A 25,514-nucleotide genomic window follows, 5' to 3' on the forward strand; every position below is an offset into this window, starting at 1 on the left:
TAGAGTAAAACTCATATACCCTAAAAACTGGATAAAGCTAGGAAAGGAATCGAAAAAAGGGTGGGAACAAATATGGTCAAGCCCTCGGCCTATTAGTACTGCCAAGCTGAACATGTTACCATGCTTACACACGCAGCCTATCAACCTTGTAGTCTACAAGGGGCCTTACCAGCTTGAGCTGTGGGATATCTAATCTTGGAGGCGGCTTCACGCTTAGATGCTTTCAGCGTTTATCCGTTCCGCACATAGCTGCCCAGCCGTGCCATTGGCATGACAACTGGTGCGCCAGAGGTGCGTCCATCCCGGTCCTCTCGTACTAAGGACAGCTCTCCTCAAATATCCTGCGCCCACGACAGATAGGGACCGAACTGTCTCACGACGTTCTGAACCCAGCTCGCGTGCCACTTTAATCGGCGAACAGCCGAACCCTTGGGACCGAATACAGCCCCAGGATGTGACGAGCCGACATCGAGGTGCCAAACCTCCCCGTCGATGTGAACTCTTGGGGGAGATCAGCCTGTTATCCCCAGGGTAGCTTTTATCCGTTGAGCGACGGCAATTCCACTCTCATACCGCCGGATCACTAACTCCAACTTTCGTTACTGCTCGGACCGTCATCCTCGCAGTTAGGCCAGCTTATGCGTTTACACTCAGTAGCACGGTTTCCATCCGTGCCGAGCTGACCTTTGAGCGCCTCCGTTACTCTTTTGGAGGCGACCGCCCCAGTCAAACTGCCCACCTAACAATGTCCCCCGGCCGGATTCACGGCCGCAGGTTAGAATTCCAACAATCTAAGGGTGGTATCCCAAGGGTGGCTCCCTACAAGCTGGCGCCCGTAGTTCGTAGCCTCCCACCTATCCTGTACATAAATTATCGAAACCCAATATTAAGCTGCAGTAAAGCTCCATGGGGTCTTTCCGTCTTGTCGCGGGTAACCGGCATCTTCACCGGTACTACAATTTCGCCGGGCGGGTAATTGAGACAGTGCCCAGATCGTTACACCATTCGTGCGGGTCGGAACTTACCCGACAAGGAATTTCGCTACCTTAGGACCGTTATAGTTACGGCCGCCGTTTACTGGGGCTTCAATTCAATGCTCTCACATCTCCTCTTAACCTTCCAGCACCGGGCAGGTGTCAGCCCCTATACGTCATCTTTCGATTTAGCAGAGACCTGTGTTTTTGCTAAACAGTCGCCTGGGCCTATTCTCTGCGGCCACATCTCTGTGGCATCCCTTCTTCCGAAGTTACGGGATCAATTTGCCGAGTTCCTTAACTACCCTTCTCCCGTTGGCCTTAGAATCCTCTTCCTGTCTACCTGTGTCGGTTTGCGGTACGGGCGCCTTGGATATACACAAGACTTTTCTCGCCCCCTTCTAAGCACGCTTCCCTACTTGATTTCGGTCCCTTTCGCCCGGGGCAACCATCGCCCGGGTCGTGCCCTTCCAGGGTGTCCTCTTGCTTAAATCCTTCGGCGGCTACGGAATTTCCACCGTATGTGCATCGGCTACGCCTCTCGGCCTCACCTTAGCTCCCGGCTAACTTGGAGCGGACGAACCTTCCTCCAAAAACCTCAGACTTTCGGCCAATATGATTCTCACATATTTCTCGCTACTCATTCCGGCATTCTCACTCGTATAAAGTCCACCAGCGCTTCCGCTCTGACTTCACCCCTTATACGACGCTCTCCTACCATTCCTTACGGAATCCCAAGCTTCGGTGTACACTTTAGCCCCGTTAAATTTTCGGCGCAGGGCCACTCGACCAGTGAGCTATTACGCACTCTTTTAATGAGTGGCTGCTTCTGAGCCAACATCCTGGTTGTCTGTGCAACCCCACATCCTTTTCCACTGAAGTGTACTTTGGGACCTTAGCTGTGGGTCTGGGCTGTTTCCCTTTCGACAATGAAACTTATCTCCCACTGTCTGACTCCTGTACATCAATTATCCGGCATTCAGAGTTTGATAGGCTTCGGTACCCTCTCGGGCCCTAGGCCATTCAGTGCTTTACCTCCGGTAATCTAATACAAGGCTAGTCCTAAAACTATTTCGGAGAGAACCAGCTATCTCCGGGTTCGATTGGAATTTCTCCGCTACCCACACCTCATCCGCTACCATTTCAACGGGAGTCGGTTCGGTCCTCCATGGAGTTTTACCTCCACTTCAACCTGGACATGGGTAGGTCACCCGGTTTCGGGTCGAATACAACTGACTTCATACGCCCTATTCAGACTCGCTCTCGCTACGGCTCCGAGCCTTAAGCTCTTAACCTCGCCAGTTACATTCACTCGCCGGACCATTCTACAAAAGGTACCCGATCACCCATTGACGGGCTCTCGGTGCTTGTAAGCACAAGGTTTCAGGTTCTATTTCACTCCCCTCCCGGGGTACTTTTCACCTTTCCTTCACAGTACTATACTCTATCGGTCACCAGGTAGTATTTAGGCTTGGAGGGTGGTCCCCCCATATTCCCACCGGGTTCCACGTGCCCGGCGGTACTCTGGATACAGCCAGCTCACTTTGCCTTTCGTCTACGTGACTCTCACACTGTCTCGTCAGCCTTCCCATGCTGTTCAACTAGGCTCCATGATACATATAGCTGTCCAAACCCCGGGGATATTACTACCCCCGGTTTGGCCTCCTCCGCGTTCGCTCGCCACTACTAGCGGAATCTCGGTTGATTTCTCTTCCTCGCCCTACTTAGATGTTTCAGTTCAGGCGGTTCCCCTCGTATGGCTATGTATTCACCATACGATGACTGGACATGACTCCAGCCGGATTGCTCCATTCGGATATCCGCGGATCAAAGCCTACTTACGGCTCCCCGCGGCTTTTCGCAGTTAATCGCGTCCTTCTTCGGCTCCTGGTGCCAAGGCATTCCCCTTGCGCTCTTTGTAGCTTGACCATGTGTTCTCATAAAGTTTCGCTTTGAATAAGCTTTACTTTACCCTTTAGAAATTGCAGTTCTCACCTTAACAAGTCATGAGCTGCATAGCAACTCAAAAGACTATATCTCAGTTAAAACTCTCGATTTCTGTCTTCTTCGCTTTATCCAGTTTTCAAGGTACACCTGACTTGACTCCGCTTACGCTCCGTCAAGTCGTCAAGTTTCCCTCTGTAGGAAAACCTTTGGCCTTTCGGCCTTGGTGGGCTTAAGTGGACTCGAACCACCGACCTCACGCTTATCAGGCGTGTGCTCTAACCTGCTGAGCTATAAGCCCATAAGTTTGGGTTTTGTCTACTCTCTGCCCTGGTGGAGATGAACGGGTTCGAACCGATGACCCCCTGCTTGCAAAGCAGGTGCTCTCCCAGCTGAGCTACACCCCCATACTCGAAAGGTGTTCCCTTTCCTCTCCTGAAAGCTCTCTGCGACTTGGCGCTTCTGCGCCAATGCCGGAGGGCCTTCAAAATTAAACAACGAATCCGGTTTCTCGACTCCGTGCCGACCTAGGATGTTAGACCAAGTCATTCCTCAGTCAGTTCTCCATAGAAAGGAGGTGATCCAGCCGCACCTTCCGATACGGCTACCTTGTTACGACTTCACCCCAGTCATCAATCCTGCCTTCGGCAGCGCCCCCCTTGCGGTTAGGCTACTGACTTCGGGCATTACCGACTTCCATGGTGTGACGGGCGGTGTGTACAAGGCCCGGGAACGTATTCACCGCGGCATGCTGATCCGCGATTACTAGCAATTCCAACTTCACGCAGGCGGGTTGCAGCCTGCGATCCGAACTGGGACCATTTTTAGGGTTTTGCTCTGCCTCGCGGCTTTGCCTCCCTCTGTTAATGGCCATTGTAGTACGTGTGAGGCCCAGGTCATAAGGGGCATGATGATTTGACATCATCCCCACCTTCCTCCGTTTTGTCAACGGCGGTCCTGCTAGAGTGCTCTTGCGTAGCAACTAACAGTAAGGGTTGCGCTCGTTGCGGGACTTAACCCAACATCTCACGACACGAGCTGACGACAACCATGCACCACCTGTCTCCGCTTTCCCCGAAGGGCACCTAACGTATCTCTACCTCGTTAGCGGGATGTCAAGACCTGGTAAGGTTCTTCGCGTTGCATCGAATTAATCCACATACTCCACTGCTTGTGCGGGCCCCCGTCAATTCCTTTGAGTTTCAGCCTTGCGGCCGTACTCCCCAGGTGGATTACTTATTGTGTTAACTCCGGCACGGATGGGGTCAGTCCACCCACACCTAGTAATCATCGTTTACAGCGTGGACTACCAGGGTATCTAATCCTGTTTGCTACCCACGCTTTCGTGCCTCAGCGTCAGTTAAAGCCCAGTAGGCCGCCTTCGCCACTGGTGTTCCTCCCGATCTCTACGCATTTCACCGCTACACCGGGAATTCCGCCTACCTCTACTTCACTCAAGCTCGACAGTTTCAATAGCAGTTCATGGGTTAAGCCCATGGATTTCACTACTGACTTGCCAAGCCGCCTACGCACCCTTTACACCCAGTAAATCCGGACAACGCTCGCTCCCTACGTATTACCGCGGCTGCTGGCACGTAGTTAGCCGGAGCTTCCTCCTCTGCTACCGTCATCATCTTCACAGAGGACAGAGGTTTACAATCCGAAAACCGTCTTCCCTCACGCGGCGTTGCTGGTTCAGGGTTTCCCCCATTGACCAATATCCCTTACTGCTGCCTCCCGTAGGAGTCTGGGCCGTGTCTCAGTCCCAATGTGGCCGTCCAACCTCTCAGTCCGGCTACCGATCGTCGGCTTGGTGGGCCGTTACCCCACCAACTACCTAATCGGACGCGAGCCCATCTTTCAGCGGATTGCTCCTTTGATTATCCTACCATGCGATAAGATAATGTCATGCGGTATTAGCGTTCGTTTCCAAACGTTATCCCCCTCTGAAAGGCAGGTTGCTCACGCGTTACTCACCCGTCCGCCACTAAGATATCCAAGATTCATTACCGAAGTACTTCATCAGCGAATATCTCCGTTCGACTTGCATGTATTAGGCACGCCGCCAGCGTTCGTCCTGAGCCAGGATCAAACTCTCTAAAATATGGTATCTAAAAGCGTCTCCACTCTTAAATCAATCTTAGAGCTTTAATTTAGCTCGTTGCGAAGCGTCTAGCTTCTCTGCAGATTTCTAAGGTTCTGCTTCCTCACTCCAAGAGTATTCACTCTCAGAATTCACGGGTCGTTCTTCCTTCTTCGTTGTTTAATTTTCAAGGTCCTCGGACATTACCTTCGCTGACGCTCCGGTAAGTCCCGGAGTTTCCCTCAGCCGCGAAGCGGCTGCCTTTTCCTGCGGAAAAGTACCGGTAAACTCCTGCGCTCTACGCTCCCCTTTTCGGCTTGCTCGGCTTTCGCTCTCGTTCGCCTTTTTTCGGGCCGCTCTCTCGAGCGCTTGACTATCTTACCACACTACTCCCCGTTTGTCAACACCTTTTTTTAAATTTTTTTCGACTTTTTTCATTTTTCTATATCTTGACGTTTTTTTACATTTTTTTCCAATATATAGAGCGGTATCCTTTGGTTTCCAGGCATACTTTTGCTTGTCCCTCATAAAATTATTCTATAAAGGGGTGTATCTTTATGAAAACGGAAAAGAAAAAAATTTTTGTAATGTTCTGGCGCACAGGAGTTATTATCCTTGTAAATCTAATGATAATGGCAATGCTGCTGAACAGCGGCGGAGCCAAGGCGCTCTCTAAATACGGCTCTACCGGCAGTGAGGTCACTCAGATACAGCAGCGCCTTCAGGAGCTTGGCTATGACCCCGGCACAGCTGACGGTATCTACGGAACACGTACCAAAAACGCGGTTATTTCCTTTCAGCGGGATTATGGTCTTTCCGACGACGGCATCGCCGGCCCCAAAACTCTTGAGGCCCTGGGCCTATCGGGGGGCGGAGGTTCCGGCGGTGGAAACTATGGAGGATTTTCTGAAAGCGATATACAGCTGCTTGCAAAGATAATATCGGCCGAATCCCGGGGTGAGCCGTACCAGGGACAGGTGGCGGTGGGCGCAGTTATAATGAACCGTATTGCCCATCCCTCCTTTCCCAACACGCTCTCCGGGGTCATTTACCAGGAGGGTGCCTTTTCCTGCCTGTATGACGGCGGAGTAAACGCCGCCGTGGCAGATTCCGCGTATCAGGCGGCCCGTGAGGCCATTAACGGCTCTGACCCCACAGGCGGAGCCATATACTATTACAACCCGGCTAAGACCACAAATAAATGGATATGGTCCCGGCAGGTAGTCGCCGTTATAGGCGCGCATAACTTCGCTATATAATAAAGCGGAGCCCTGACCCCGGGCCCCGCCTTTATCTCAGCCTTTTCCCTTCTCGGTGACAGGCAGCCAGATTTCATAATCCATGCCGTCACCGATACACTCATAATACTCTATATCGATAGGGTGCGCCAGGTCGTACTCCCTGTTCCCCGGCAGCCACTCCTGAAATATCTGGGTATACAGAGAATGCATCCCCTCTGGCATAGGACCGGCGCTGCAGAATTTGGCCCAGGCTGCGGCCGGTATCTCCCGCACCTTCATGCCCTCCGGCACGGGCCCGCCCTTATACGCGCCTCCCACCATATATGCAAAGGTATCTCCTCCGCCCTCCACGCACACGCCAAAAGCGCCCACGCCGTTTTCCACGATTGCCCTCTCAAGGTCCGTCTCCGGGGTCTTTCCCTGCCAGAGGGCGCTAAAATATTTTTTCGTCAGCCTGTCCCACATTTTGGGGCAGAGCTCATATCCCCGCTCCATAGGGATGTCCTCCTCAAAGCCGATGACCTTGAAGCTGTCCATCTTCTCAATTTTGTAGTCCACATTATGTCCTCCTTGTATAGTAATAGTTATCTTCAGCGGCAAAAATATCTTTATCCTCCTGCGCTGACGCTTCACCTGGGACGGCGGAAATCCGTGGAACCTCGAGAAGGCCTTAGCGAAGCTCTCCGGTGTCTGATAGCAGTATTTATACGCTATTTCTATGACCTTTTCATCGCCCGCCAGCAGGTCCATGGCGGCCATATAAAGCCTGCGGCAGCGTATATACTCCCCCAGGCCGTAGCCCGTCATGATCTGAAAGCCTTTCTGCAGGTAGAAGGGTGAAATGTTCACCGCCTTTCCGATATCCTCCGGTGTCACGGGCTCCAGCAGATGCTCCTCCATATACTCGATGGCCCCCCGCAGGCTTGTCAGCCAATCCATTTTCCACCTCCTTTTTGCTCTCTTTATGCCCCATTATAGCTCTTTTTCTGTTAAAAATCCGTTCTTTTTCGGCTCAGTTTTGTCCGGGAACCTCCGCATTTTCCCTTTTGCCTTTAAAGGACAGCAGGAATACTCCCGCGCTCAGCACAAACAGCGCTGAGACCGTCAGATAGAAGGTCTTGGCGCCTATCGCGTCAAAAACAGCTCCGCCCGCCAGATTTCCGAGTATGCCCGCCACTGACGACATAGAAGTAAAGAAGGCCTGAGCGCTGGCTTTCAAGTGGCTGGGGGCCAGCTCATATACATAGTTCAGGGACGAGCCGATAAACAGGCCGTTGCCAAGGCCGAAGAACATACAGAACAGCATCATTGTGGGAAGGGAGTTTGCCAGAAGCCCCAGCCCTATGCACTCTATTCCCATAAGCAGAGACGAGCCCAGTATCAGCACCCGCAGCGGAAACCTCCTTCTAAGCCGTATCATGAAAAGCAGGAAGGGTATTTCCATGGTGGCGCGAAGTGCCAGAATTATTCCGTACTGTTTCGAGTCAACGCCGATGCTGGCCATATAGTACGGCAGAAAATTGCCTTCACAGGCCACGGCTATGTAGAAGATGAAGCCGAAGCCCAAAAAGGCCATATATGCCTTGTTTTTAAACAGCTCCCCCAGGTTCATAGAGCGCTTTTCCCCCTTCTTGGCCGGGACTCTTGCGGCAGGCTCCCGGGCAAAAAAGGTCATTATTATGGGTATAAGCATAAAAAGTCCGGTGACCCAGAAGGTGTTCCGCACCCCAAGGCTTGGGAGCCACGCGGCTATTATCAGGCTGCCGATGGTGAAAAGGAACGAGCCGAGACTGCGCAGAACTCCGAAGTTCAGGCGTAGCTCATTGCAGTTACGCACCAAGAGATTCTCGGCATATGGCGACATGGACGAGCGGAAAAAGCATACTGCTGGAATATAGCACATCAGCAGAATCGGCGAGCCGCGGAACTCTACCGGCACCAGCGGTATCAGGGCATACATCAGCGAACCGCCAATCAGCACGGTGATAAGCACCTTGCGAAGGGAGCCCATCCTGTCGCTGGCCATGCCCCAGAAGGATACCGAGGCGATACCCACCACAGAGCTCAGGGCGTTGACCACGCCCATTGAAGAGGCCGAGAAGCCCACCCCCTGGAGGTACACAGCCTGATAGCACCCAAAGGCCCAGGCAAACCAGAAGAAGCCGTTTACACCCACCAGGACTATAGCCTGCCTGTCATTTGTATTCATCCGGGAAAAGAGTTTTTTCATCTATAGCTTGCTCCTTTATTATTGAAAAGACGGTCTGGCTACGGTTGATTATATCCCATTTATTTTTCTTGTCAAGGGTTTCCCGAAAATACATCGCTGTATATTTTTTCGACCGCCTCCTCAAGGCTGATCTCCTCCACAAAAATCGTCTCCTCTATATTTTTGAGATAGTCCTTTTCCTGCCACCATCTGCGCATATCCTCCTCGCCGAATTCATCACGGTTGGGCTTTGTCATATGGCGGCGCAGAGTCTCCTCGAAGGAGATATCATAGTAGTAGGCAAAGATATTCTCCCTGCCATATTCACCTAACGCCGCCTCAAACAGAGGATTATAGTCTGAATATGGCAGTATACCCTCTATAATTGTAAACTCGGAATTTCTGCGGCCATACCTCATAAGCTCTGTCATAAGCGGCAGCGAACGCTCTGCCCCCTCCTTGCCCCACACATGCAGTATCTCCATGCGCACCATATCATGGGATATTCGCATGGTATTCGGCCCCAGCTTCTTTTGCAGCATACCTGCGGCGGCGGTCTTTCCGCTGCCGGAATTTCCTCTTATGATAATCAGCTTTTCCATATTTTTCTTCTCCTTCCCCTTGCTGCGCTCATTATACCAGCTATGCACCCGCAAAGCAAGCTCACATAATCGACGGAGGTCAACAAAAAATGTGGATTATTTTTTCTCTGCATCGTGCCCAAAGCGGGGTTGAAAAATGCTTTGCCTTATGCTATAATTTTCGATTAATAATATCCCTCGTACCTCTTGGGGGGATAATGTTAAAATTATTGAGGAAAGAGAGTGTGACTATGCTGAAAATGGATTACCAACAGAAGTTTTCAAAAGAGGGCCTGACCTTTGACGATGTGCTGCTGATCCCCGCCGAATCCCATGTGCTGCCCAGCGAAGCGGACTTTTCCACCCAGCTCACTAAAAACATCTGGCTCAACGCCCCTATCCTTACTGCCGCCATGGACACGGTGACGGAGTCCGACATGGCCATTGCCATCGCCAGAGAGGGCGGAGTGGGCATTATCCATAAGAACATGACCATCGAGCGTCAGGCCGATCAGGTGGACCGTGTGAAGCGCTCTGAAAACGGCGTTATAGCGAATCCCTTCTTCCTGGCCCCGGACAGCCTGGTAAGCGAGGCGGAGGAGCTGATGGGGCGCTTTAAAATTTCCGGCGTGCCTATCTGCGAGGACGGCGTGCTGGTGGGCATCATCACCAACCGGGATATGCGCTTTATGGAGGGTGACGAATTTAACCAGCCGGTAAAGAACGTCATGACTAAGGATAACCTGGTGACCGCCCCAGTGGGCACTACCTTAAAGGAGGCCCAGGAGATACTACGCCGGCACCGCATAGAGAAGCTCCCTCTTGTAGACGATAAGATGCGTCTGAAGGGACTTATCACCATTAAAGACATTGAAAAGGCCGTGCGTTATCCCAATTCCGCCAGAGACCAGAGCGGCCGTCTGCTTTGTGGCGCGGCAATAGGCGCGACTGCGGATGTGCTTGACAGAGTGGCGGCACTTGTGGAGGCCCAGGTCGACCTGGTGGCCCTCGATTCTGCCCACGGTCATAACGACGGCGTTATAAAGGCTGTGAGCAGAGTCAAGAAAGCATACCCTGACCTGCCGGTTATCGCGGGGAACGTGGCCACTGCCGAGGGCGCTAAAGCTTTGATAGACGCTGGCGCGGACTGCGTGAAGGTGGGCATTGGCCCCGGCTCTATATGCACCACCCGAGTGGTGGCGGGCATCGGCGTTCCGCAGATCACGGCAGTATTCGACGCGGCCTGTGAAGCGGCAAAGCACAACATACCTGTGATAGCGGACGGCGGCATTAAATACAGCGGGGACATTGTCAAGGCGCTGGCGGCAGGAGCTAATGCGGTCATGCTGGGTTCTATGGTAGCAGGCTGCAAGGAGGCCCCAGGCGATTATGAGCTTTATCAGGGCAGGCAGTTCAAGGTATACAGGGGTATGGGGAGTCTTGGCGCTATGGGCAAGGGCAGCAGCGACAGGTACTTCCAGGGTGAGCAGAAAAAATTTGTGCCCGAGGGCGTGGAGGGCCGGGTGCCCTATAAGGGACCACTGGCGGATACCATTTTCCAGCTTTTGGGCGGCTTGCGCTCCGGCATGGGATATACTGGGTGCAGGACGATAGAGGAGCTTCATGAGAAAGCTCAGTTTGTCCGAATTACCGGCGCGGGGCTTAAGGAAAGCCATCCCCATGACATCCAGATAACCAAGGAAGCCCCCAATTACTCCATTAATGTGTGATTTCCCGGAATTTTCCTTAAAAAGGTATTGACATTCTCTTTTCTATCCATTATAATAATTAGCGTCCCATTGACTTGGGACGCATATATGGCGGTATAGCTCAGCTGGCTAGAGCATTCGGTTCATACCCGAAGTGTCGATGGTTCAAGTCCATTTACCGCTACCAAATGGCCCGGTGGTCAAGCGGCTAAGACACCGCCCTTTCACGGCGGTAACACGAGTTCGATTCTCGTCCGGGTCACCAATATGGCGGGTTTCGGAAAGCCGGGGCCCGGACAGGCATGATGAAGGAAGGGCGTCGGGCGGTTGCTACGGCGTTTTTTCTTTTATGTTTTTTACTGTAAACAAGAAAGGTATGGTATTGACTATATGATTAAAAAAGTATTAGCGCTGGCTGGCGCGGCGGTTATTGCTCTTTCACTTTCGGCCTGCGGAGGGCAGATGGAGCAGCTGACCGAGCTGGAGCCGGTTTCCTCAGGGATAGATTGGGCTCCCACCGAGGCGGAAAGCTTTGACGACAGTTTGGACGGGCTCTGCAAGTATATGGAGACCAATAAAGCTGTGGCCGGGGAGAAGGATTATATGTCCTATAAGGAGATCGGCGCTGTGGAGGGCTGCAGGTATCGGTTCAAGTTCGATGGCAGCACTGTGCAGACGGAGTTCTATGAGTTTGACCTGGATAACCTGGACGAGAAGGGCAAGGAGTGCGTGAGCTCGGTGAAGGAGAAGGGGTCCTTTACGGTGCTGGGCAACGAGGCCCCGGCGGTGCTCAACGGGAAATACCTGATGGTGTATACGGACGGCGATAATGACGAGGCCAACGCGGCCCATAGGGATAAGGTCCTGGAGCTGTTCAATGCCTTTACGCCTGGGGACGGGAAATAAATAGACAGGTAAAGGCCGCTCGGAGTTACCGGGCGGCCTTTTTGTTGGTTTATCTGTATCTTTTACTTAGCTGCTTTATGAGCGCCGTTATTCCCAGGCCAAGTACGCCCGACAGGAGGTTTACCCAGGCGTAGAACAGGAAATCGGCCTCCATGTCATAGAAGATAAGGTCCCCGCACAGGGCTAGGACCGGGCCGGTCAAAACCAGCCACCACCGTGCCTTGATATCCAGTCCGGCGAAGATGCCTGTCCCCAGGCAGCATAAGGGGTGGAGGGCCATCAGTATCAAGAGGGTAAGGATAAAGTTTACATCGCCTCTCCCCACAAGCTGAGCCATACCGGGCAGGGCGAACAGCACCCCTGTCTGCACCGCAAGGGCAATAAGCGTGGACCTTTTCACCTCAGCCGATGACCTCCTTGTCCCCCATATACCTTCTCAGGGCTTCGGGTACCTTTACCGTTCCGTCGGCCTGGAGGTTGTTCTCAAGGTATGCTATCAGCATCCGGGGCGGGGCCACCACGGTGTTGTTGAGGGTGTGGGGAAAGTAGTTGCCGTCGGCGCTCTTGACGCGTATGCCAAGCCGCCTTGCCTGGGCGTCGCCCATGTTGGAGCAGCTCCCCACCTCAAAGTATTTCTTCTGTCGGGGAGACCAGGCCTCAACATCGCAGCTCTTTACCTTTAGGTCCGCAAGGTCGCCGGAGCAGCACTCCAAGGTGCGCACAGGAATGTCCAAGGCCCGGAAAAACTCTACGGAATACTGCCACATTTTATTGTACCAGTCCATGCTTTCCTCAGGCTTACAGACAACTATCATCTCCTGCTTCTCGAACTGATGGATGCGGTACACGCCGCGCTCCTCGATGCCATGGGCCCCTACCTCCTTACGGAAGCACGGGGAGTAGCTGGTCATGGTCTGTGGCAGCTGCTCCTCGGTCAGTAGATTTCCGGCATACTTCCCGATCATGGAATGCTCGCTGGTGCCAATAAGGTACAGGTCCTCTCCCTCTATCTTGTACATCATATTTTCCATCTCTGCAAAGCTCATGACGCCGGTGACGACCTCACTGCGTATCATGAAGGGAGGAATACAGTAGGTGAAGCCCTTGTCTATCATGAAATCTCTGGCAAAGGCCATGATAGCCTCATGCAGTCTGGCAATATCGCCCATAAGGTAGTAGAAACCGTTGCCGCTGGTGCGCCGGGCGCTGTCCAGGTCTATGCCTTTCAGGCGCTCCATGATGTCCGTGTGATATGGCACCTCAAAATCCGGCACAAGGGGCTCCCCGAAGCGCTCTATCTCTACATTCTCGCTGTCGTCCCGGCCGATGGGCACAGACTTGTCTATTATATTGGGGAGGACCATCATGCGCTTCTTTATCTCGTCGGTCATCTCCCCCTCCCTGCGCTCCATCTCCGCCAGCTCTTCAGCAATGTCGGCAACCTTTTTCTTCGTTTCCTCGGCTTCGTCTTTTTTGCCCTCTTTCATCAGCCTGCCAATTTCCTTGCTGACGGCATTCCTTTGCTGACGGAGTTCGTCACCCCGAGCCTTACTAGCGCGGAATTTCGCGTCCAGGTCCAGCACCTCGTCCACCAGCGCCAGCTTCTCGTCCTGAAACTTCTTCTTGATATTCTCCTTTACAAGCTCGGGGTTTGTCCTCACCAGTTTGATATCTAACATATTCAGCTCTCCTTATCCTGTAATTTTAAATCCTTCAGTAGATTTTGAAGGTCCTCTTCGCCATAGAATTCTATCTGCAACGTGCCCTTTTTCTTAGTGCCCGCCACCTTTACCCTCCGGCCCAGAAAGTCGCTGACAGCCAGCTGGGTCTCGGCATAAAACTGGCTGGGCCCCATAGATCGCGGGACCTCCTCCTGCGGAGATACTTTTACAACGAGACGGCCTCCCTGGTCGACCCCTTTTGCCATCTTCTCCAGAATTCGGACGGATACGCCTGCTTTTGCCCTCTCAGCGGCAAGCCGCATCTCCTCCTCCGATTTGAAGCTGAGCAGCGTCCTCGCGTGGCCTGCGGAGATCTCCCCCTTCTCCACCATAGCTTGAATATCCTCGGGCAGGTTCAACAGCCGCAGGGCGTTTGCCACCGCAGGGCGCGATTTACCCACCGCCGCTGCCGCCTCCTCCTGGGTCATGCCCTGTACGTCTATCAGCTGCTGGTAGCCCTTCGCTTCCTCCAGTGGGTTTAAATCCTCCCTCTGTAGATTCTCAATGAGGGCAAAAAGCATCTCCTCCCCATCGGTCATCTCCCTTACCACCGCAGGGACCTCCTGTAGTCCCGCCATTCTTGAGGCCCGCCAGCGCCTTTCTCCTGCGACTATCCTATATCCCCCGCTTACCATCGGCCGCAGCAAAAGTGGCTGAAGCACTCCGTGCTGTGCAATCGACTCCGCCAGCTCAGCGAGGGCGGCGCTATTGAATTCCTTTCTCGGCTGGTCGCGGTTGGGCTCTATGTCATCTATGCGCACCGTTACAGTGCCCTCTCCCTCAAGGCTGGAATTTTCCGCGAATATAGCGTCCAGTCCGCGGCCCAGCCCACGCTTTTTTGCGCTCATAGCTTATCCTTTCTTTTTAAGTATTTCTCTTGCCAGCTCTCTGTACGCCCTTGCCCCTTTGGAATAATGATCGTAGTATTCCACCGGCTGGCCAAAACCCGGGGCCTCTGACAGCCTTACAGCCCTGGGGATAACTGTACTGTACACCTTTCTTGGGAAAAACTTTTTAACTTCCGTCACCACCTGCTGTGTTAAGTTCAGCCGTCCGTCATACATAGTAAGCAGAACGCCCTCCAACTCCAGCATACTGTTATATTGGCGCTTTACCCTACGTACAGTATTTATAAGCTGGCTAAGTCCCTCAAGAGCATAAAACTCGCACTGGATCGGTATCAGTATGGAGTCCGACGCGTTAAGTGAATTCGTGGTTATCAGTCCTAAAGACGGAGGGCAGTCGATTATAATGTAGTCGTAATTGTCCTTGACCTCCTGCAACGGAATTTTCAGCCTGTCCTCGCGTCTTTCCATACTCGCCATCTCTATCTCTCCGCCAGCCATATCTATGCTGGCCGCCAGCAGGTCCAGGTTTTTGTATTGGGTATGGCAGATAGCTTTACTGGCCGCCTCGCCGCCTATCATCACCTCGTATACTGTTACCGGGCATTGGCGTTTGTCAACTCCCAGGCCGCTGGTGGCGTTCCCCTGTGGGTCGGCGTCTACCAGCAGCACCTTTTCGTCCATACTTCCAAAAACCGCGGCTAGGTTCACAGCTGTGGTAGTCTTCCCAACCCCGCCCTTTTGGTTTGCGACTGCGATTGTCTTTGCCATTTTCTTGCTCTGTTCCTCCTATCAAATTAACAAAGTACATTATACCACAGCCGGCGTCATTTTACCAGTGTAAAATACCTTTCCCAAGGAAAACCGCATTTTTTCTAAAATTTTTCTTGCTTTCGGCATGATTATCCTACATTGCAGTGTTTCACATGAAACAAAAAGCTGACGGCCGGAGCTTTTACGCTCCGACCGCCTTCTGTGGGAAATGAATAAGGGAATGGGTTAAACTTGTACTCTGTGTTGTTTTGGAATGCGCACGACGCACTCTATATATTCTTCAGTTTCCTTTTTTTCTGTCTGTGCCTGTATGCCAGCGGTTTTCATAGCGTCCACCGCATGGTCAATAGTATTTATAAATAGCCGAATATCCTTTGCCACAAAAGTCCTCCGACCCTTTCGTACAGGCTCCTTTGGCTTGAGAGAGCCTGCTATCAGCTCCTCAGTATTTGCCACGTTCAGGCCTCTTGCTATTACGGTCTGCAGGATCTTCTGCCGAAGTTCAATATCGTCCACACGCAGCAATGCCCTTGCATGTCTCTCTGAAAGCTTATGCTTAATTATTTCAGATTGCTCCTCCGAGCTAAGCTTCAGCAGCCGGACCTTGTTTGCCAGGTATGATTGACTCATGCCCAGCCGCCTGGCGGCCTCCTCCTGGGTTATCTGCCACTCCCGCAAAAGATTGACTATTGCGTTTGCCTGCTCAAACATATGCAGGTCGCGGCGCTGTACATTTTCCAGTAAGGCCAGCACCGCGCTGTCCTCCGGCTCACAATCGGATATAATTGCCGGTATGTCCTTGAGCCCCGCCAGTTTACACGCCCGCAGCCTTCGCTCCCCGGCAACCAGGTAATATATTCCGTTTTCCCTGCGCACAGTTACCGGCTGAAGCAATCCGTTCTCAGTAATGCTTTGGGCTAGGCTTCTAAGTTCCTCCTCTTGGAATATCTTTCTTGGCTGTGAAGGATTGGGCATGATTTTCATAACCGGTAACCTTACCAACTTCAGCTTGTCCTTCATAAACATCCTGCCACGCCCCCTTAACAGCTACTATTGTACTACACCGTATATGCATAGTTTGTTGTATCCTGTCGGTGGAAAAAATATATTATTGTAGATTGATGCAAACGTATGCGGCCTTCTGATTGGCGCAGCAGAAAATCAGAATACTGTTCAGCGGTAATGCATTTGGATACAAGGAAAGAGTGGGGGGAGCATTATCGGAGTATTGTGCAATGACGGCTGAGAATAATTGCACAATGCTGCTAAAAAGTCTCCTCCCACTGTAAGCTTATATATGAGTTGCCCCGCCATATGATAACAGCCTTTACCACCTGTGCATACTGAGGCTCTGTCGAGCTCGAAAGGCTGTCGTTCTTCACCAAGAGCCATCTAAAAATATTTTTTGAAGCCCTTTACCTCCATAAACCCAATCTTCTTATAGAACCTATGGGCACCCGTCCGCTCCAGGCCGGAGACCAGCATCTCATAATGGCAGTTCCTCCTTCTCCCCCATTGCTCAATTTCATCGAACATCCTTCTGCCTATACCATAGCCCTGATACTTGTCCAATACAGCTACGTTCTCCACCAGGAGGATAGGACGGCAATCGCCGCAGATATCCTCAAAGGCTACTCCCAAAAGACTGCCGGCTATCTCTCCATTATCTTCATTGACCGCAACTAAGAGGTATTTGTTTTCATCTCTTAATATATTTTCTATAAGCAGGGCCATTTTCTCTCTGTCGCCAGGGCCGTCACTGATAACCTGCATTACCTTATCTAACCCGGCTATATCTCCAACCTTGGCTTTCCTCATAACAATATTCATTCCGAGTCTCTCCTTCATTAAGTCAAATCACAAGGGATGCTTTTTTATGGTCCCACCGTGGCGCGGATAACCCTTTGGCGTAAAACTCAGCTTGCGGACGACTACCAGATTTCTTTCTCCCGCAGCAGGCAGTTGGATTTGCTTGAGTTCAACTTTATCTCCGCCCAAAATTTTTAACGCCTTCTCTGCTTCAGCGAGCTCATCGTTTACGTTTGGTCCTTTCATCGCTACAAATATACCCTTCATCTTCACCAAAGGCAAACAGTATTCGCAGAGCACTCTTAACTGTGCCACCGCTCTGGCGGTAACAATATCGTAGCTCTCCCTCATACTCCTATCCAGTCCAGCCTCCTCAGCGCGCTTATGAACACGCTTGCCTTCAATACCAAGCCTGCCGCATAGCTCGCCTAAAAAATTCAGACGCTTGTTTGAACCGTCCAAAAGTGTAACCTGAAGGTCAGGTCTTACAATTTTAAGCGGGACTCCGGGGAATCCCGCTCCTGTCCCTATATCCAGCAGCTTTCCCCCTTCTTTGGGCTTGCACGCCAGCAGCAGTGCCAGACTGTCAAGAAAATGCTTCTCCACCACTTCGTCAGGCTCTGTTATGGCCGTAAGGTTAAGCTTTTCGTTCCACTCCAGCAGTGTCTCCATATAGACCTGGAACTTTTCCGACTGCTCTGCCGTAACCTTTATCCCCAAAGTTTTTGCCTGGCTTATAAGCTTCTGTCGAATATCCTCCATTAAGTTAAGTCCCCCTCTCTTCTTTTGAGGCCAGCCATATCATCAACACTGATATATCAGCAGGACTGACACCGGAAACCCTCCCGGCCTGTCCAAGATTTTCCGGCCGCACCAGTTCAAGCTTTTCGGCTGCCTCCAATCTGAGCCCTCTAATTTCTCTATAGTCGATATTCTTCGGCAATACTTTTCTCTCTACTCTGCGCATCTCCTCTATGTCAGCCAGCTGCCGCTTAATATACCCCTCATACTTAAGCTGTATCTCAACGCTTTCCTGTACAGCCTGGCTCAATTCAGGACGATGGGAATCGACCTCTGTCAAATCGGCATAAGAGATTTGTGGACGTTTAAGTAACTCACTAAGCTTTATACCTGTGCTGACCGGGGTTGTTCCACGTGAAACAAGCACATTATTCAACGCTTCGGTTGGGGGTAAGGTGGTCCCAGACACTCTCCTCAGCTCTGCTGCCTTTTCAGATTGCTTTTTCCGGAACTTCTCCCATCTGCCGTCCGATATCAACCCAATTTCCCGGCCTATAGGCGTAAGCCGCTCGTCAGCATTATCCTGTCTGAGTATCAGCCGGTACTCAGAACGCGAAGTCATCATGCGGTATGGATCAGTAACTCCCTTTGTAACCAGATCATCAATCAGTGTGCCAATATATGACCCTGCCCTGTCCAGTATCAGCCGCTTTTTTCCCTGCACTCTCCGCGCGGCGTTAATTCCGGCGACCAGCCCCTGTGCGGCAGCCTCCTCATACCCGGAGCTTCCATTAAATTGGCCAGCTCCATAAAGTCCGGGAAAATCACGAAATTCCAAAGCGGCGTCCAGCTGCAACGGGTCACAACAATCATACTCAATAGCATAAGCACTGCGCATAAGCTGCACATGCTCCAATCCCGGTATTGTCCGATAGAATTTCACCTGTACCTCCTCCGGCAGCGATGAGCTCATGCCCTGGAGGTACATCTCTTCAGTCTCTAAGCCGCAGGGCTCAATAAACAGCTGATGCCTGTCCTTATCCGGGAAACGGATCACCTTATCCTCAATGCTGGGGCAATACCTCGGACCCACACCCTCAATAAGCCCGGAATAGAGCGGAGACCGGCTTATATTATCCCGGATAACCCGGTGAGTTTCAGCATTTGTCCAGCTGATATAACATACCTCTTTATTTGTCAGTTCCTCCTCAGTGTCATAAGAAAAAGGTATTACCGGCTCGTCGCCCTGCTGCACCTCAAGATTTGCATAATCGATAGAAGCCCTGAGCACCCTGGCAGGAGTCCCAGTCTTAAACCGTCTCAGGGATATTCCCAATTCCCGCAGCCTGTCCGGCAAAAAAGCCGAAGGAAACATACCATCAGGCCCGCTTTCGAAAGATACCTCGCCAACAAAAATCTTACCTCCCAGGAATGTCCCTGTACATAAGATTACCGCAGCAGCTCTGTAGACAGCCCCCAGACGAGTGGTTACCTCCCAGCGGCCATCTATAGGCTTCAAATCTATAATCTCCGCCTGCCGCAATTCAAGGTTGTCACAAAGCTCCAGCTTATGCTTCATCACCCGTGCATACAAGCTGCGGTCTATCTGGGCTCTCAAGGAATGCACAGCCGGTCCCTTGCCGAGATTAAGCATCCTGCTCTGTATCGTACACTCATCCGCAGTTTTACCCATCTCGCCCCCCAGAGCATCTATCTCCCTGACCAGATGCCCCTTTGCAGTACCTCCTATGCTTGGATTACATGGACAGTTTCCCACCGCGTCTAGGTTAATAGTAAACACCACTGTTCGGCACCCCAGTCTAGCGGCCGCCAATCCAGCCTCAATACCTGCATGACCAGCGCCTATGACGGCAACATCAATTTCCTGTGCAAAATAAGTCATATCCCTCTCCTCTATTTTCCAACGCAGAACCTTTCAAATACCTGGTCAATTATTTCATCAGAAACCCTCCGTCCTGTCAGCTGAAACAGGGCGTTCAGGGCGTCTTCAATACAAACCGTTACCGCGTCAAGAGTCAGCCCTTGCTTTATAGCCTCCCTTCCCTGTTCAACTGCCGATTTGGCCGCCAGCGCCGCTGCCCGCTGCCTTTCTGTAAAAAGCTCCGCCTGACCGGCATCAAAATTTTCCGCACCGATAAACTTGTTGAAAGCTAACTCAAGACTATCAAAGCCTATATTACGCGAAGCAGAAATTGTAACATAATACCTGAAATTACTCACAATAAAATCTAAATCGATCCGCTGCTCCAGATCGCACTTATTTACTATCGCGATAACGGGCAGTTCCCTAATCGACTCTATCAGCTTAAAATCCTCCTCCATAAGTTCATTAGACCAGTCAAACACTGCCAGTACCAATTCCGCATTTTTCAAACATCTCCGCGCGGATTCAACCCCAATACACTCAACCGGGTCTTCTGTATGCCTGAGACCAGCGGTATCAGCCAGCATAAGCGGTACCCCAGCTAATGAGACCAACTCCTCCACCACATCTCTGGTGGTACCAGGATACGGCGTTACAATAGAGCGTTCCCTCCCGGCCAATAAATTCATCAATGTAGATTTTCCCACATTCGGCCGCCCTGTTATAACAGTGCGAAGCCCCTCTCTAAATATCTTTCCCTGGTCAAATCCCTTCAAAAGCTGTGATAATTCCTCCTTGCATATCCCAAGCGATATGGCTACCTCTCCAATATCAATAAGGTCAACCTCCTCAGGAAAATCCGACCATGCAGCCAGGTGCGCCGCAAGCCCCTCCAGACGTTCGCTAATATTGACGATACGTTTGCTCAGCATACCCGACCCAGCTGCCTGAGCAGCAAGCATTGAATTTCTCCCCTGCGCGCTGATTATCTCCATTACAGACTCAGCCTGCGCCAGGTCCAGCTTCCCGTTAAAAAACGCCCGCTTCGTAAACTCTCCGGGACCGGCAGGTGCAGCGCCGCATTTTAATACCTCCGCCAATACCTGACGGGTCACATACAACCCCCCATGGCAGGAAAGTTCAACCACATCCTCGCCGGTATAACTTTTCGGCCCACGGAATACCAATGCCACACAGTCATCCAATTTTGTCCCGCTCCAAACCTCCCCAAGAGCAGCAGTATACCCGGACATTTCCGATAATTTTCTTCCAAGCTTTGGCCTAAACACCCTCTCACATATTGAAAAGGCCTCCGGCCCGGAAACACGTATGACCCCAATGCCTCCCGGAGCTTGTCCCGTAGAAATCGCCGCGATCGTCTTATTCAAAGAAAATACCTCCCAAATTCAAAAAGCGGGACAGCCTCCGCCATCCCGCTCTCTACTACTTTTTTGCCTCTATCTTCCCATAAATTGGAGCGCCAGGATCATCTGATTTTGGTCCGTCAGCCCTTGGGGCACCATGGTGCTGCTGATTCTTTTGGGACCTGCCGCCATTTCTACGGTCATAACCGCCCTTATTGCCGCTATAACCTCCACGGCCCCTGCGATTATTGTTGCGGGACTGGTACCGCTCGCCGCCCTCCGGGCCAATAACCACATGTCTTGCCTGGTCCACTCCCTCGCTCCAGGATTTTGCGCCCTCAACCTCCTGGACAGCCGTATGGATAATTCTGCGTTCGTATGGGTTCATAGGCTCCAGGGAGGAGTTGCGTCCAGTCTTAACAGCCCTGTACGCCATCTTTCTTCCCAAGGCCTCAAGAGTTTCCTTGCGCTTCTCACGGTAATTTCCTACGTCCAAGGTCAAACGGAAATACGCGCCGTCAGTATGATTTGCTACAAGTGAAGCCAGATATTGCAGCGCGTCAAGGGTCTCGCCGCGATGACCTATCACAAACCCTACGTCCTCGCCACTAAGCACTAGAGCAGCGCCGGATTCGTTAGGCTGGATATCGACCTTGGCTCCCGGCAGACCCATATAGCTGAGTATAGTCTTAACATACTCAGCAGCCTTCTTTACCGGCTCAACATCAGAGCCCACAGGCACCTGCGGCTTTTCAACAGGCTTTACCGGCTCCGAATTCGTCTTTTCTACGGGCGTCACAATAGGCCCTTCTTCAATTCTATTGGGTTTTACCTCCTCTGGTACTTCAATATACGCGCGCACCTTCGCCGGACGTCCTCCAAAAAGACCAAGAGTCTTCTTCTGTGGCAGCTCCAGCACATCACAGCTGGCGTCAATAGTCTCAACGCCAAGCTGCTTACAAGCACTGGCAAAGGCAGCTTCCACATTTTCACCGGTTGCGATAGCTTCTTTTATCATTATATAACCTCCACTTTTACAGAATTATCACTTTTTACTGCCCATATAGCTGGCAGTATCCCCCGAAACAGAGCCGGATTTTTTCTTTTTTGTCTTCTGTTTCGCTGTTTCCTTAACCTGCTTCTGCTGCGGAACAGCCGCAAGCTTATCCGCTATCTTTTTCTGCTGCGCGGCGGTCAAGGGGCGCACATTTCCCTCTGCCAACTCTAGCGCCAAAGCCCTGCTGGCCTCCTTCCTCACCGCAAGCTGCTCTGCGCTGAAATACTTGTTCATAACCACGGTCTGTAAGAAGCTGGTCAAAATCGAGACAATATTATACATACCGACAGCCGCAGGCATGATGAACGCCCAGTACACGCTGATGAGAGGGAATACGTACATCATCACTTTTGTACAGCCAGTCTGTGTACTGCTTCCCATAGCTTTTGTAGTATAAAATTGAGTCCCAAAGCTAAAAACCAGAGACAATATTGGAATTATCCATAGGAAGGTAAGGAACCCCGAGCCCTGCGGCGACGCCAGAAGATCAAGCCCTAAAAACCGGAAACCCTTTGAGAAAAATTCTATCTTATCAATATCGGCGGCCGAAAACATAGTAAGATTTGGCTTTAACACGTCAAAATGCTTTATGATCTGTAATTCCTGATAAAGCCCCAGCCCGCTTGCCGAAGCCACGCCCGGAATCCTTGAAATGTAATCTGTAGCTTTAGCCACAGTTTCACCGGCAATGTGCAGCGTATTTGACAGGGGCATTATAACGCTGTAGAAAATGCCCAGCATTATCGGGAAAGGCAACAGCGTTGTCAGGCAGCCGCTGCCCGGATTCACACCCTCTTTTTCATAGAGCTTCATAAGCTCGTCGTTATACTTCTGCTGGTTATTAGCGTAACGCTTTTGCAGCTCCTTCTGCTTGTCCGCCAGCTTTGTCTGAGCAGACATACTCTTCTGCTGTTTTACAGAGAGGGGGAACATTACCACCTTCAGTATAACCGTAAACAAAATGATAGCCACACCGTAGTTTCTGAACACGGTGTAAAGAGCCCAGAGCAGATAGCCGAGTAAGCTGCCGAAAAAGTTAAAAATAGCCATGATAAGGTCCCTATCTCCCCTTCTAGCGATGTATGAACTCCACGCCTCTCAAATTTTATAAATCCTTCTTGAATTTAACCATTACTTTAAAAGAGTATTCCTCTTTTCGGGTACCGGGTCATACCCACCTCTGCTCCACGGGTTACAGCGAAGAAACCTCCATAGAGTCAGCGCACCGCCCTTTAATGCCCCGAACCGCTCAATAGCCTCCAGCCCATACTGTGAGCATGTAGGCGTATACTTACAGGACGGCGGCGTCAAGGGTGAGATAAACTTTCGATAAAACTCAATAAGCTTAATCAAGATGTATTTCATATATTCCGTTTCCCAGCCAATATCCCCGCCGACTTTAGCTGCTGTATCATATGCTGGCGCACCTCTGTGCTTTTCACAAAAGGAGTGCGTCCCCTTGCCACAAAAACCACATCATAACCTGGTTTTACCTGAGCGGAAAGCTCTCTGAAGGCTTCTCTGATGACCCGCCTTGCCCGGTTGCGCTCTACGGCGTTTCCTATTTTTTTGCTGGTAGTAATACCTACCCGCACAGAATGACATCTGTTTTTAATCACATAAGCCACAACAACCGGCGAAACATAATTTTTCCCCTTGGCATAGGCACGCCGAAACTCATGGTTTTTGCACAACGAAACAAGCTGTCCCAAAGCAGCGCCACCTCCCCTCCAAAGCAGGGTACAACAAATAAAGGTCACGCTAGGTGACCTTTAAGCGCCGGATCGATAGAAACGCTCCATTTGCCCGGCCACATGCAAGTACCTTGCGCCCGTTCCTATGCAAACAGAAAGCGCAGTCGATCAATAGGTAAGACGCGCCCTGCCCTTTGCCCGGCGGCGGGCAAGAACCTTGCGGCCGTTCCGGTCGGACATCCGCTTGCGGAAGCCGTGCTCCTTTTTTCTGTGGAGCTTCTTGGGCTGATAAGTTCTCAGCATAAAAAGTCCCTCCTTTCGGGCTTAACCCTTGCATTTTCAAATTATAACCCAAATGCCCCCCATATGTCAACATAAAATTTTCAAGGATCTCATAGAGAAAGAAAAAATCCAAAATATAGGATATTTTGGGGATCATATCCCCAATTTCTCCAGCGATTCCTTGAGCCCCCGCCAAATCTCCATAAGCCGCTTGTATTCCTCCCTCCCGGATTCCGTTATCCTATAATACTTTCTCGCCGGCCCTCCCGAGGTCTCACCTACGTAACTCTCCGTATATTTTTCCCTGCATAGTTCCCTGAGCAGGGCATATATGGCACTCTCCTGGGTGTCGGCGAATATGCCGTGCAGAAGCGAGAGCATCTCATAGCCGTAGCGGTCTCTGACCGTCAGCAGGTGGAGCATACATAGACGTATTATATCTTTTTTCAGCATGGCGACACCTCACAGCAGACCGACGGCGGCGAGGACCAATCCATATCCCAAATCCCAATATCCCAAATCCCAAGTAAAAAGAGTAGTAATACTCTGTGCGAACTCATCTGTTGGGATAATACCACCCCCTTCAGAATGCGCCCAAATCGACGGCGACATATTCCAGAAAATACTATTTGCCTCAAGGCAGATCACTATTCCAGTGACACACAGAATATAAACTGCCCTCCATCTTGAATCAAACATCTTTGCCATTGCAACGCTTAACACAGCTCCAAAAAATAACAGAACTGCCGAAATATCATAGATAATAATAACTATAGACATATGCAGCATCAGGCCAGAATCCACATGGAAACAATATATGACAAATCCATACAAACACAATATAGCTAAAACTATGGCACAAATTCCAAAAATCAAAGATCGTTTAAGTGGCTGTTCCCATTTCTTTCCAAAACCAAAATATATAAAGGAAATGATTGCACTAATAAAAATTAAATGCTCCGCCTTAAAATAGTTAGGAAAATTTCTCCCAAAAATCATTCTTTCTATTGGGCTGAATAAAGCATCAAGCAGTTCAATAGGATGCATAAATAAAGCAACTATTCCCGCCACTGAAAGTATTGTAACAGACACCCAAGTTAATATCTTACTATTTGAGCCGCCTAGAATAGCCTCCAGCCCAAACATATATACAATACCACAAAGTATTATATCTCCGGCAGGTTCAAGAAAATAAATGTAAGGACCTCCGATTTTTTCCCAAATGATAGTTAGCAGAGGAGTAAGAGCGCAAAAAACCATAATAGTTAGAAACATATGCCAACGCCTGACTTTTTTACTATCAGCAAGTTCCATCACCGGCCCCCATGGCCTCCCGAATCTCTCCCTGGCCTCCTCCTGCCCTCCGACTTCGCTCAAAATATCCCTATAGTCGTCAATGACACTCTTAGCCTCCTCACGGGGCAAAAACCACCTGGCCGCAAGTGATAGCTTCTCAAAATATTCAAAACGCTTCATATTGTATTCCTCCTGATATTGTAATATTTAGCAACTACTGTTAAAAATATTACTGTCAAAAATACAATAGTCCTTTTCGGTGGAAAAGTCAAGGGGAATGTTGAAAAATATTTGAAAAATGGCTCCGGGTATGCTATACTAGTCAGGTAAAATATTTTTATACTTGGGGACAGGCAGAGGCGATTCCTGCCTGAACATGAAAACTGGAGGGTATATTAC

Annotated in this window: 22 protein-coding genes, 4 tRNA genes and 2 rRNA genes; 5 read left to right on the plus strand and 23 right to left on the minus strand. The window is 50.9% G+C overall.

Features of this window, described 5'->3' with window-relative positions; all coding sequences use genetic code 11:
* Positions 1–72 precede the first annotated feature (72 nt).
* From ADH66_RS19435 to ADH66_RS19450, 4 genes are all read right to left on the minus strand, one after another.
* A 23S ribosomal RNA gene (locus tag ADH66_RS19435) occupies positions 73–2,903 on the minus strand.
* A gap of 239 nt (positions 2,904–3,142) precedes the next feature.
* Positions 3,143–3,219, minus strand: a tRNA-Ile gene (locus ADH66_RS19440).
* Positions 3,220–3,249: 30 nt separating this feature from the next.
* A tRNA-Ala gene (locus tag ADH66_RS19445) sits at positions 3,250–3,325 on the minus strand.
* Between the two features lie 163 nt (positions 3,326–3,488).
* A 16S ribosomal RNA gene (locus ADH66_RS19450) occupies positions 3,489–5,022 on the minus strand.
* The 16S and 23S rRNA genes sit together here with 2 tRNA genes alongside, the layout of an rRNA operon.
* A 536-nt stretch (positions 5,023–5,558) precedes the next feature.
* Here ADH66_RS19450 and sleB point away from each other — a divergent pair.
* Positions 5,559–6,260: a spore cortex-lytic enzyme gene (gene sleB / locus ADH66_RS19455; protein WP_066537386.1), complete on the plus strand. Its 702-nt coding sequence runs from the start codon at positions 5,559–5,561 to the stop codon at positions 6,258–6,260.
* Positions 6,261–6,296: 36 nt separating this feature from the next.
* Here sleB and ADH66_RS19460 read toward each other — a convergent pair whose 3' ends face one another.
* From ADH66_RS19460 to ADH66_RS19470, 3 genes are all read right to left on the minus strand, one after another.
* A complete protein-coding gene (locus ADH66_RS19460) occupies positions 6,297–7,181 on the minus strand; it encodes an AraC family transcriptional regulator (RefSeq protein WP_066537379.1) in 885 nt (294 codons plus the stop codon).
* Between the two features lie 73 nt (positions 7,182–7,254).
* Positions 7,255–8,472 carry an MFS transporter gene (locus tag ADH66_RS19465; protein ID WP_066537376.1) on the minus strand — a complete coding sequence of 406 codons (1,218 nt, stop codon included), beginning with the start codon at positions 8,470–8,472 and terminating at the stop codon, positions 7,255–7,257.
* Between the two features lie 71 nt (positions 8,473–8,543).
* Complete coding sequence (locus tag ADH66_RS19470; RefSeq protein WP_407922939.1) at positions 8,544–9,101, minus strand: zeta toxin family protein; 558 nt, start codon at positions 9,099–9,101, stop codon at positions 8,544–8,546.
* A gap of 182 nt (positions 9,102–9,283) precedes the next feature.
* Between ADH66_RS19470 and guaB the strand changes: the two genes are divergently transcribed.
* The 4 genes from guaB (at position 9,284) to ADH66_RS19490 (ending at position 11,647) form a co-directional block, all read left to right on the plus strand.
* Positions 9,284–10,762, plus strand: a complete 1,479-nt coding sequence (gene guaB, locus ADH66_RS19475) for an IMP dehydrogenase (RefSeq protein ID WP_066537370.1) — start codon at positions 9,284–9,286, stop codon at positions 10,760–10,762.
* A gap of 89 nt (positions 10,763–10,851) precedes the next feature.
* Positions 10,852–10,928 (plus strand) — tRNA-Met (locus ADH66_RS19480).
* A gap of 3 nt (positions 10,929–10,931) precedes the next feature.
* Positions 10,932–11,006: transfer RNA gene (locus ADH66_RS19485), tRNA-Glu, on the plus strand.
* Positions 11,007–11,131: 125 nt separating this feature from the next.
* Entirely contained in the window at positions 11,132–11,647 is a 516-nt protein-coding gene (locus ADH66_RS19490) for a hypothetical protein (protein WP_157130624.1), read from the plus strand.
* A 49-nt stretch (positions 11,648–11,696) separates the two neighbouring features.
* Here ADH66_RS19490 and ADH66_RS19495 read toward each other — a convergent pair whose 3' ends face one another.
* The 16 genes from ADH66_RS19495 to ADH66_RS19570 form a co-directional block, all read right to left on the minus strand.
* Entirely contained in the window at positions 11,697–12,047 is a 351-nt protein-coding gene (locus ADH66_RS19495) for a hypothetical protein (protein WP_066537365.1), read from the minus strand.
* Between the two features lies 1 nt (position 12,048).
* Positions 12,049–13,326 (minus strand): serine--tRNA ligase, encoded by a 1,278-nt coding sequence (serS, locus tag ADH66_RS19500; RefSeq protein WP_066537358.1) that lies wholly within the window; start codon positions 13,324–13,326, stop codon positions 12,049–12,051.
* Between the two features lie 2 nt (positions 13,327–13,328).
* Positions 13,329–14,216 (minus strand): ParB/RepB/Spo0J family partition protein, encoded by an 888-nt coding sequence (locus tag ADH66_RS19505; RefSeq protein ID WP_066537355.1) that lies wholly within the window; start codon positions 14,214–14,216, stop codon positions 13,329–13,331.
* A 3-nt stretch (positions 14,217–14,219) separates the two neighbouring features.
* Complete coding sequence (locus tag ADH66_RS19510) at positions 14,220–14,984, minus strand: ParA family protein (protein WP_066537353.1); 765 nt, start codon at positions 14,982–14,984, stop codon at positions 14,220–14,222.
* Between the two features lie 228 nt (positions 14,985–15,212).
* Entirely contained in the window at positions 15,213–16,013 is an 801-nt protein-coding gene (locus tag ADH66_RS19515) for a ParB/RepB/Spo0J family partition protein (RefSeq protein ID WP_066537352.1), read from the minus strand.
* 366 nt (positions 16,014–16,379) lie between these two features.
* On the minus strand, positions 16,380–16,817 hold the full coding sequence (locus ADH66_RS19520) for a GNAT family N-acetyltransferase (protein WP_157767236.1): 438 nt from the start codon (positions 16,815–16,817) through the stop codon (positions 16,380–16,382).
* Between the two features lie 27 nt (positions 16,818–16,844).
* Positions 16,845–17,558 (minus strand): 16S rRNA (guanine(527)-N(7))-methyltransferase RsmG, encoded by a 714-nt coding sequence (rsmG, locus tag ADH66_RS19525; RefSeq protein ID WP_066537351.1) that lies wholly within the window; start codon positions 17,556–17,558, stop codon positions 16,845–16,847.
* 4 nt (positions 17,559–17,562) lie between these two features.
* The gene (mnmG, locus tag ADH66_RS19530; protein ID WP_066537341.1) at positions 17,563–19,440 is read right to left on the minus strand and encodes a tRNA uridine-5-carboxymethylaminomethyl(34) synthesis enzyme MnmG; all 1,878 of its coding nucleotides are present in this window, start codon (positions 19,438–19,440) and stop codon (positions 17,563–17,565) included.
* 11 nt (positions 19,441–19,451) lie between these two features.
* A complete protein-coding gene (gene mnmE, locus ADH66_RS19535; protein ID WP_066537337.1) occupies positions 19,452–20,810 on the minus strand; it encodes a tRNA uridine-5-carboxymethylaminomethyl(34) synthesis GTPase MnmE in 1,359 nt (452 codons plus the stop codon).
* Between the two features lie 55 nt (positions 20,811–20,865).
* Positions 20,866–21,804: an RNA-binding cell elongation regulator Jag/EloR gene (jag, locus tag ADH66_RS21280; RefSeq protein ID WP_066537336.1), complete on the minus strand. Its 939-nt coding sequence runs from the start codon at positions 21,802–21,804 to the stop codon at positions 20,866–20,868.
* A gap of 27 nt (positions 21,805–21,831) precedes the next feature.
* On the minus strand, positions 21,832–22,893 hold the full coding sequence (locus ADH66_RS19545) for a YidC/Oxa1 family membrane protein insertase (protein WP_236757148.1): 1,062 nt from the start codon (positions 22,891–22,893) through the stop codon (positions 21,832–21,834).
* Positions 22,894–22,974: 81 nt separating this feature from the next.
* Positions 22,975–23,208 carry a membrane protein insertion efficiency factor YidD gene (gene yidD / locus ADH66_RS19550; protein WP_066537327.1) on the minus strand — a complete coding sequence of 78 codons (234 nt, stop codon included), beginning with the start codon at positions 23,206–23,208 and terminating at the stop codon, positions 22,975–22,977.
* Entirely contained in the window at positions 23,205–23,603 is a 399-nt protein-coding gene (rnpA, locus tag ADH66_RS19555) for a ribonuclease P protein component (RefSeq protein WP_236757149.1), read from the minus strand. The genes yidD and rnpA overlap by 4 nt, the downstream gene beginning before the upstream one ends.
* 102 nt (positions 23,604–23,705) lie before the next feature.
* Positions 23,706–23,840 carry a 50S ribosomal protein L34 gene (gene rpmH / locus ADH66_RS19560; RefSeq protein ID WP_022336127.1) on the minus strand — a complete coding sequence of 45 codons (135 nt, stop codon included), beginning with the start codon at positions 23,838–23,840 and terminating at the stop codon, positions 23,706–23,708.
* 132 nt (positions 23,841–23,972) lie between these two features.
* Positions 23,973–24,272, minus strand: a complete 300-nt coding sequence (locus ADH66_RS19565) for a PadR family transcriptional regulator (protein ID WP_066537325.1) — start codon at positions 24,270–24,272, stop codon at positions 23,973–23,975.
* 9 nt (positions 24,273–24,281) lie between these two features.
* Positions 24,282–25,295, minus strand: a complete 1,014-nt coding sequence (locus tag ADH66_RS19570) for a hypothetical protein (RefSeq protein WP_066537323.1) — start codon at positions 25,293–25,295, stop codon at positions 24,282–24,284.
* Positions 25,296–25,514 lie beyond the last annotated feature (219 nt).

Source organism: Acutalibacter muris (assembly GCF_002201475.1).
GTDB classification, from domain to species: Bacteria; Bacillota; Clostridia; order Oscillospirales; family Acutalibacteraceae; genus Acutalibacter; species Acutalibacter muris.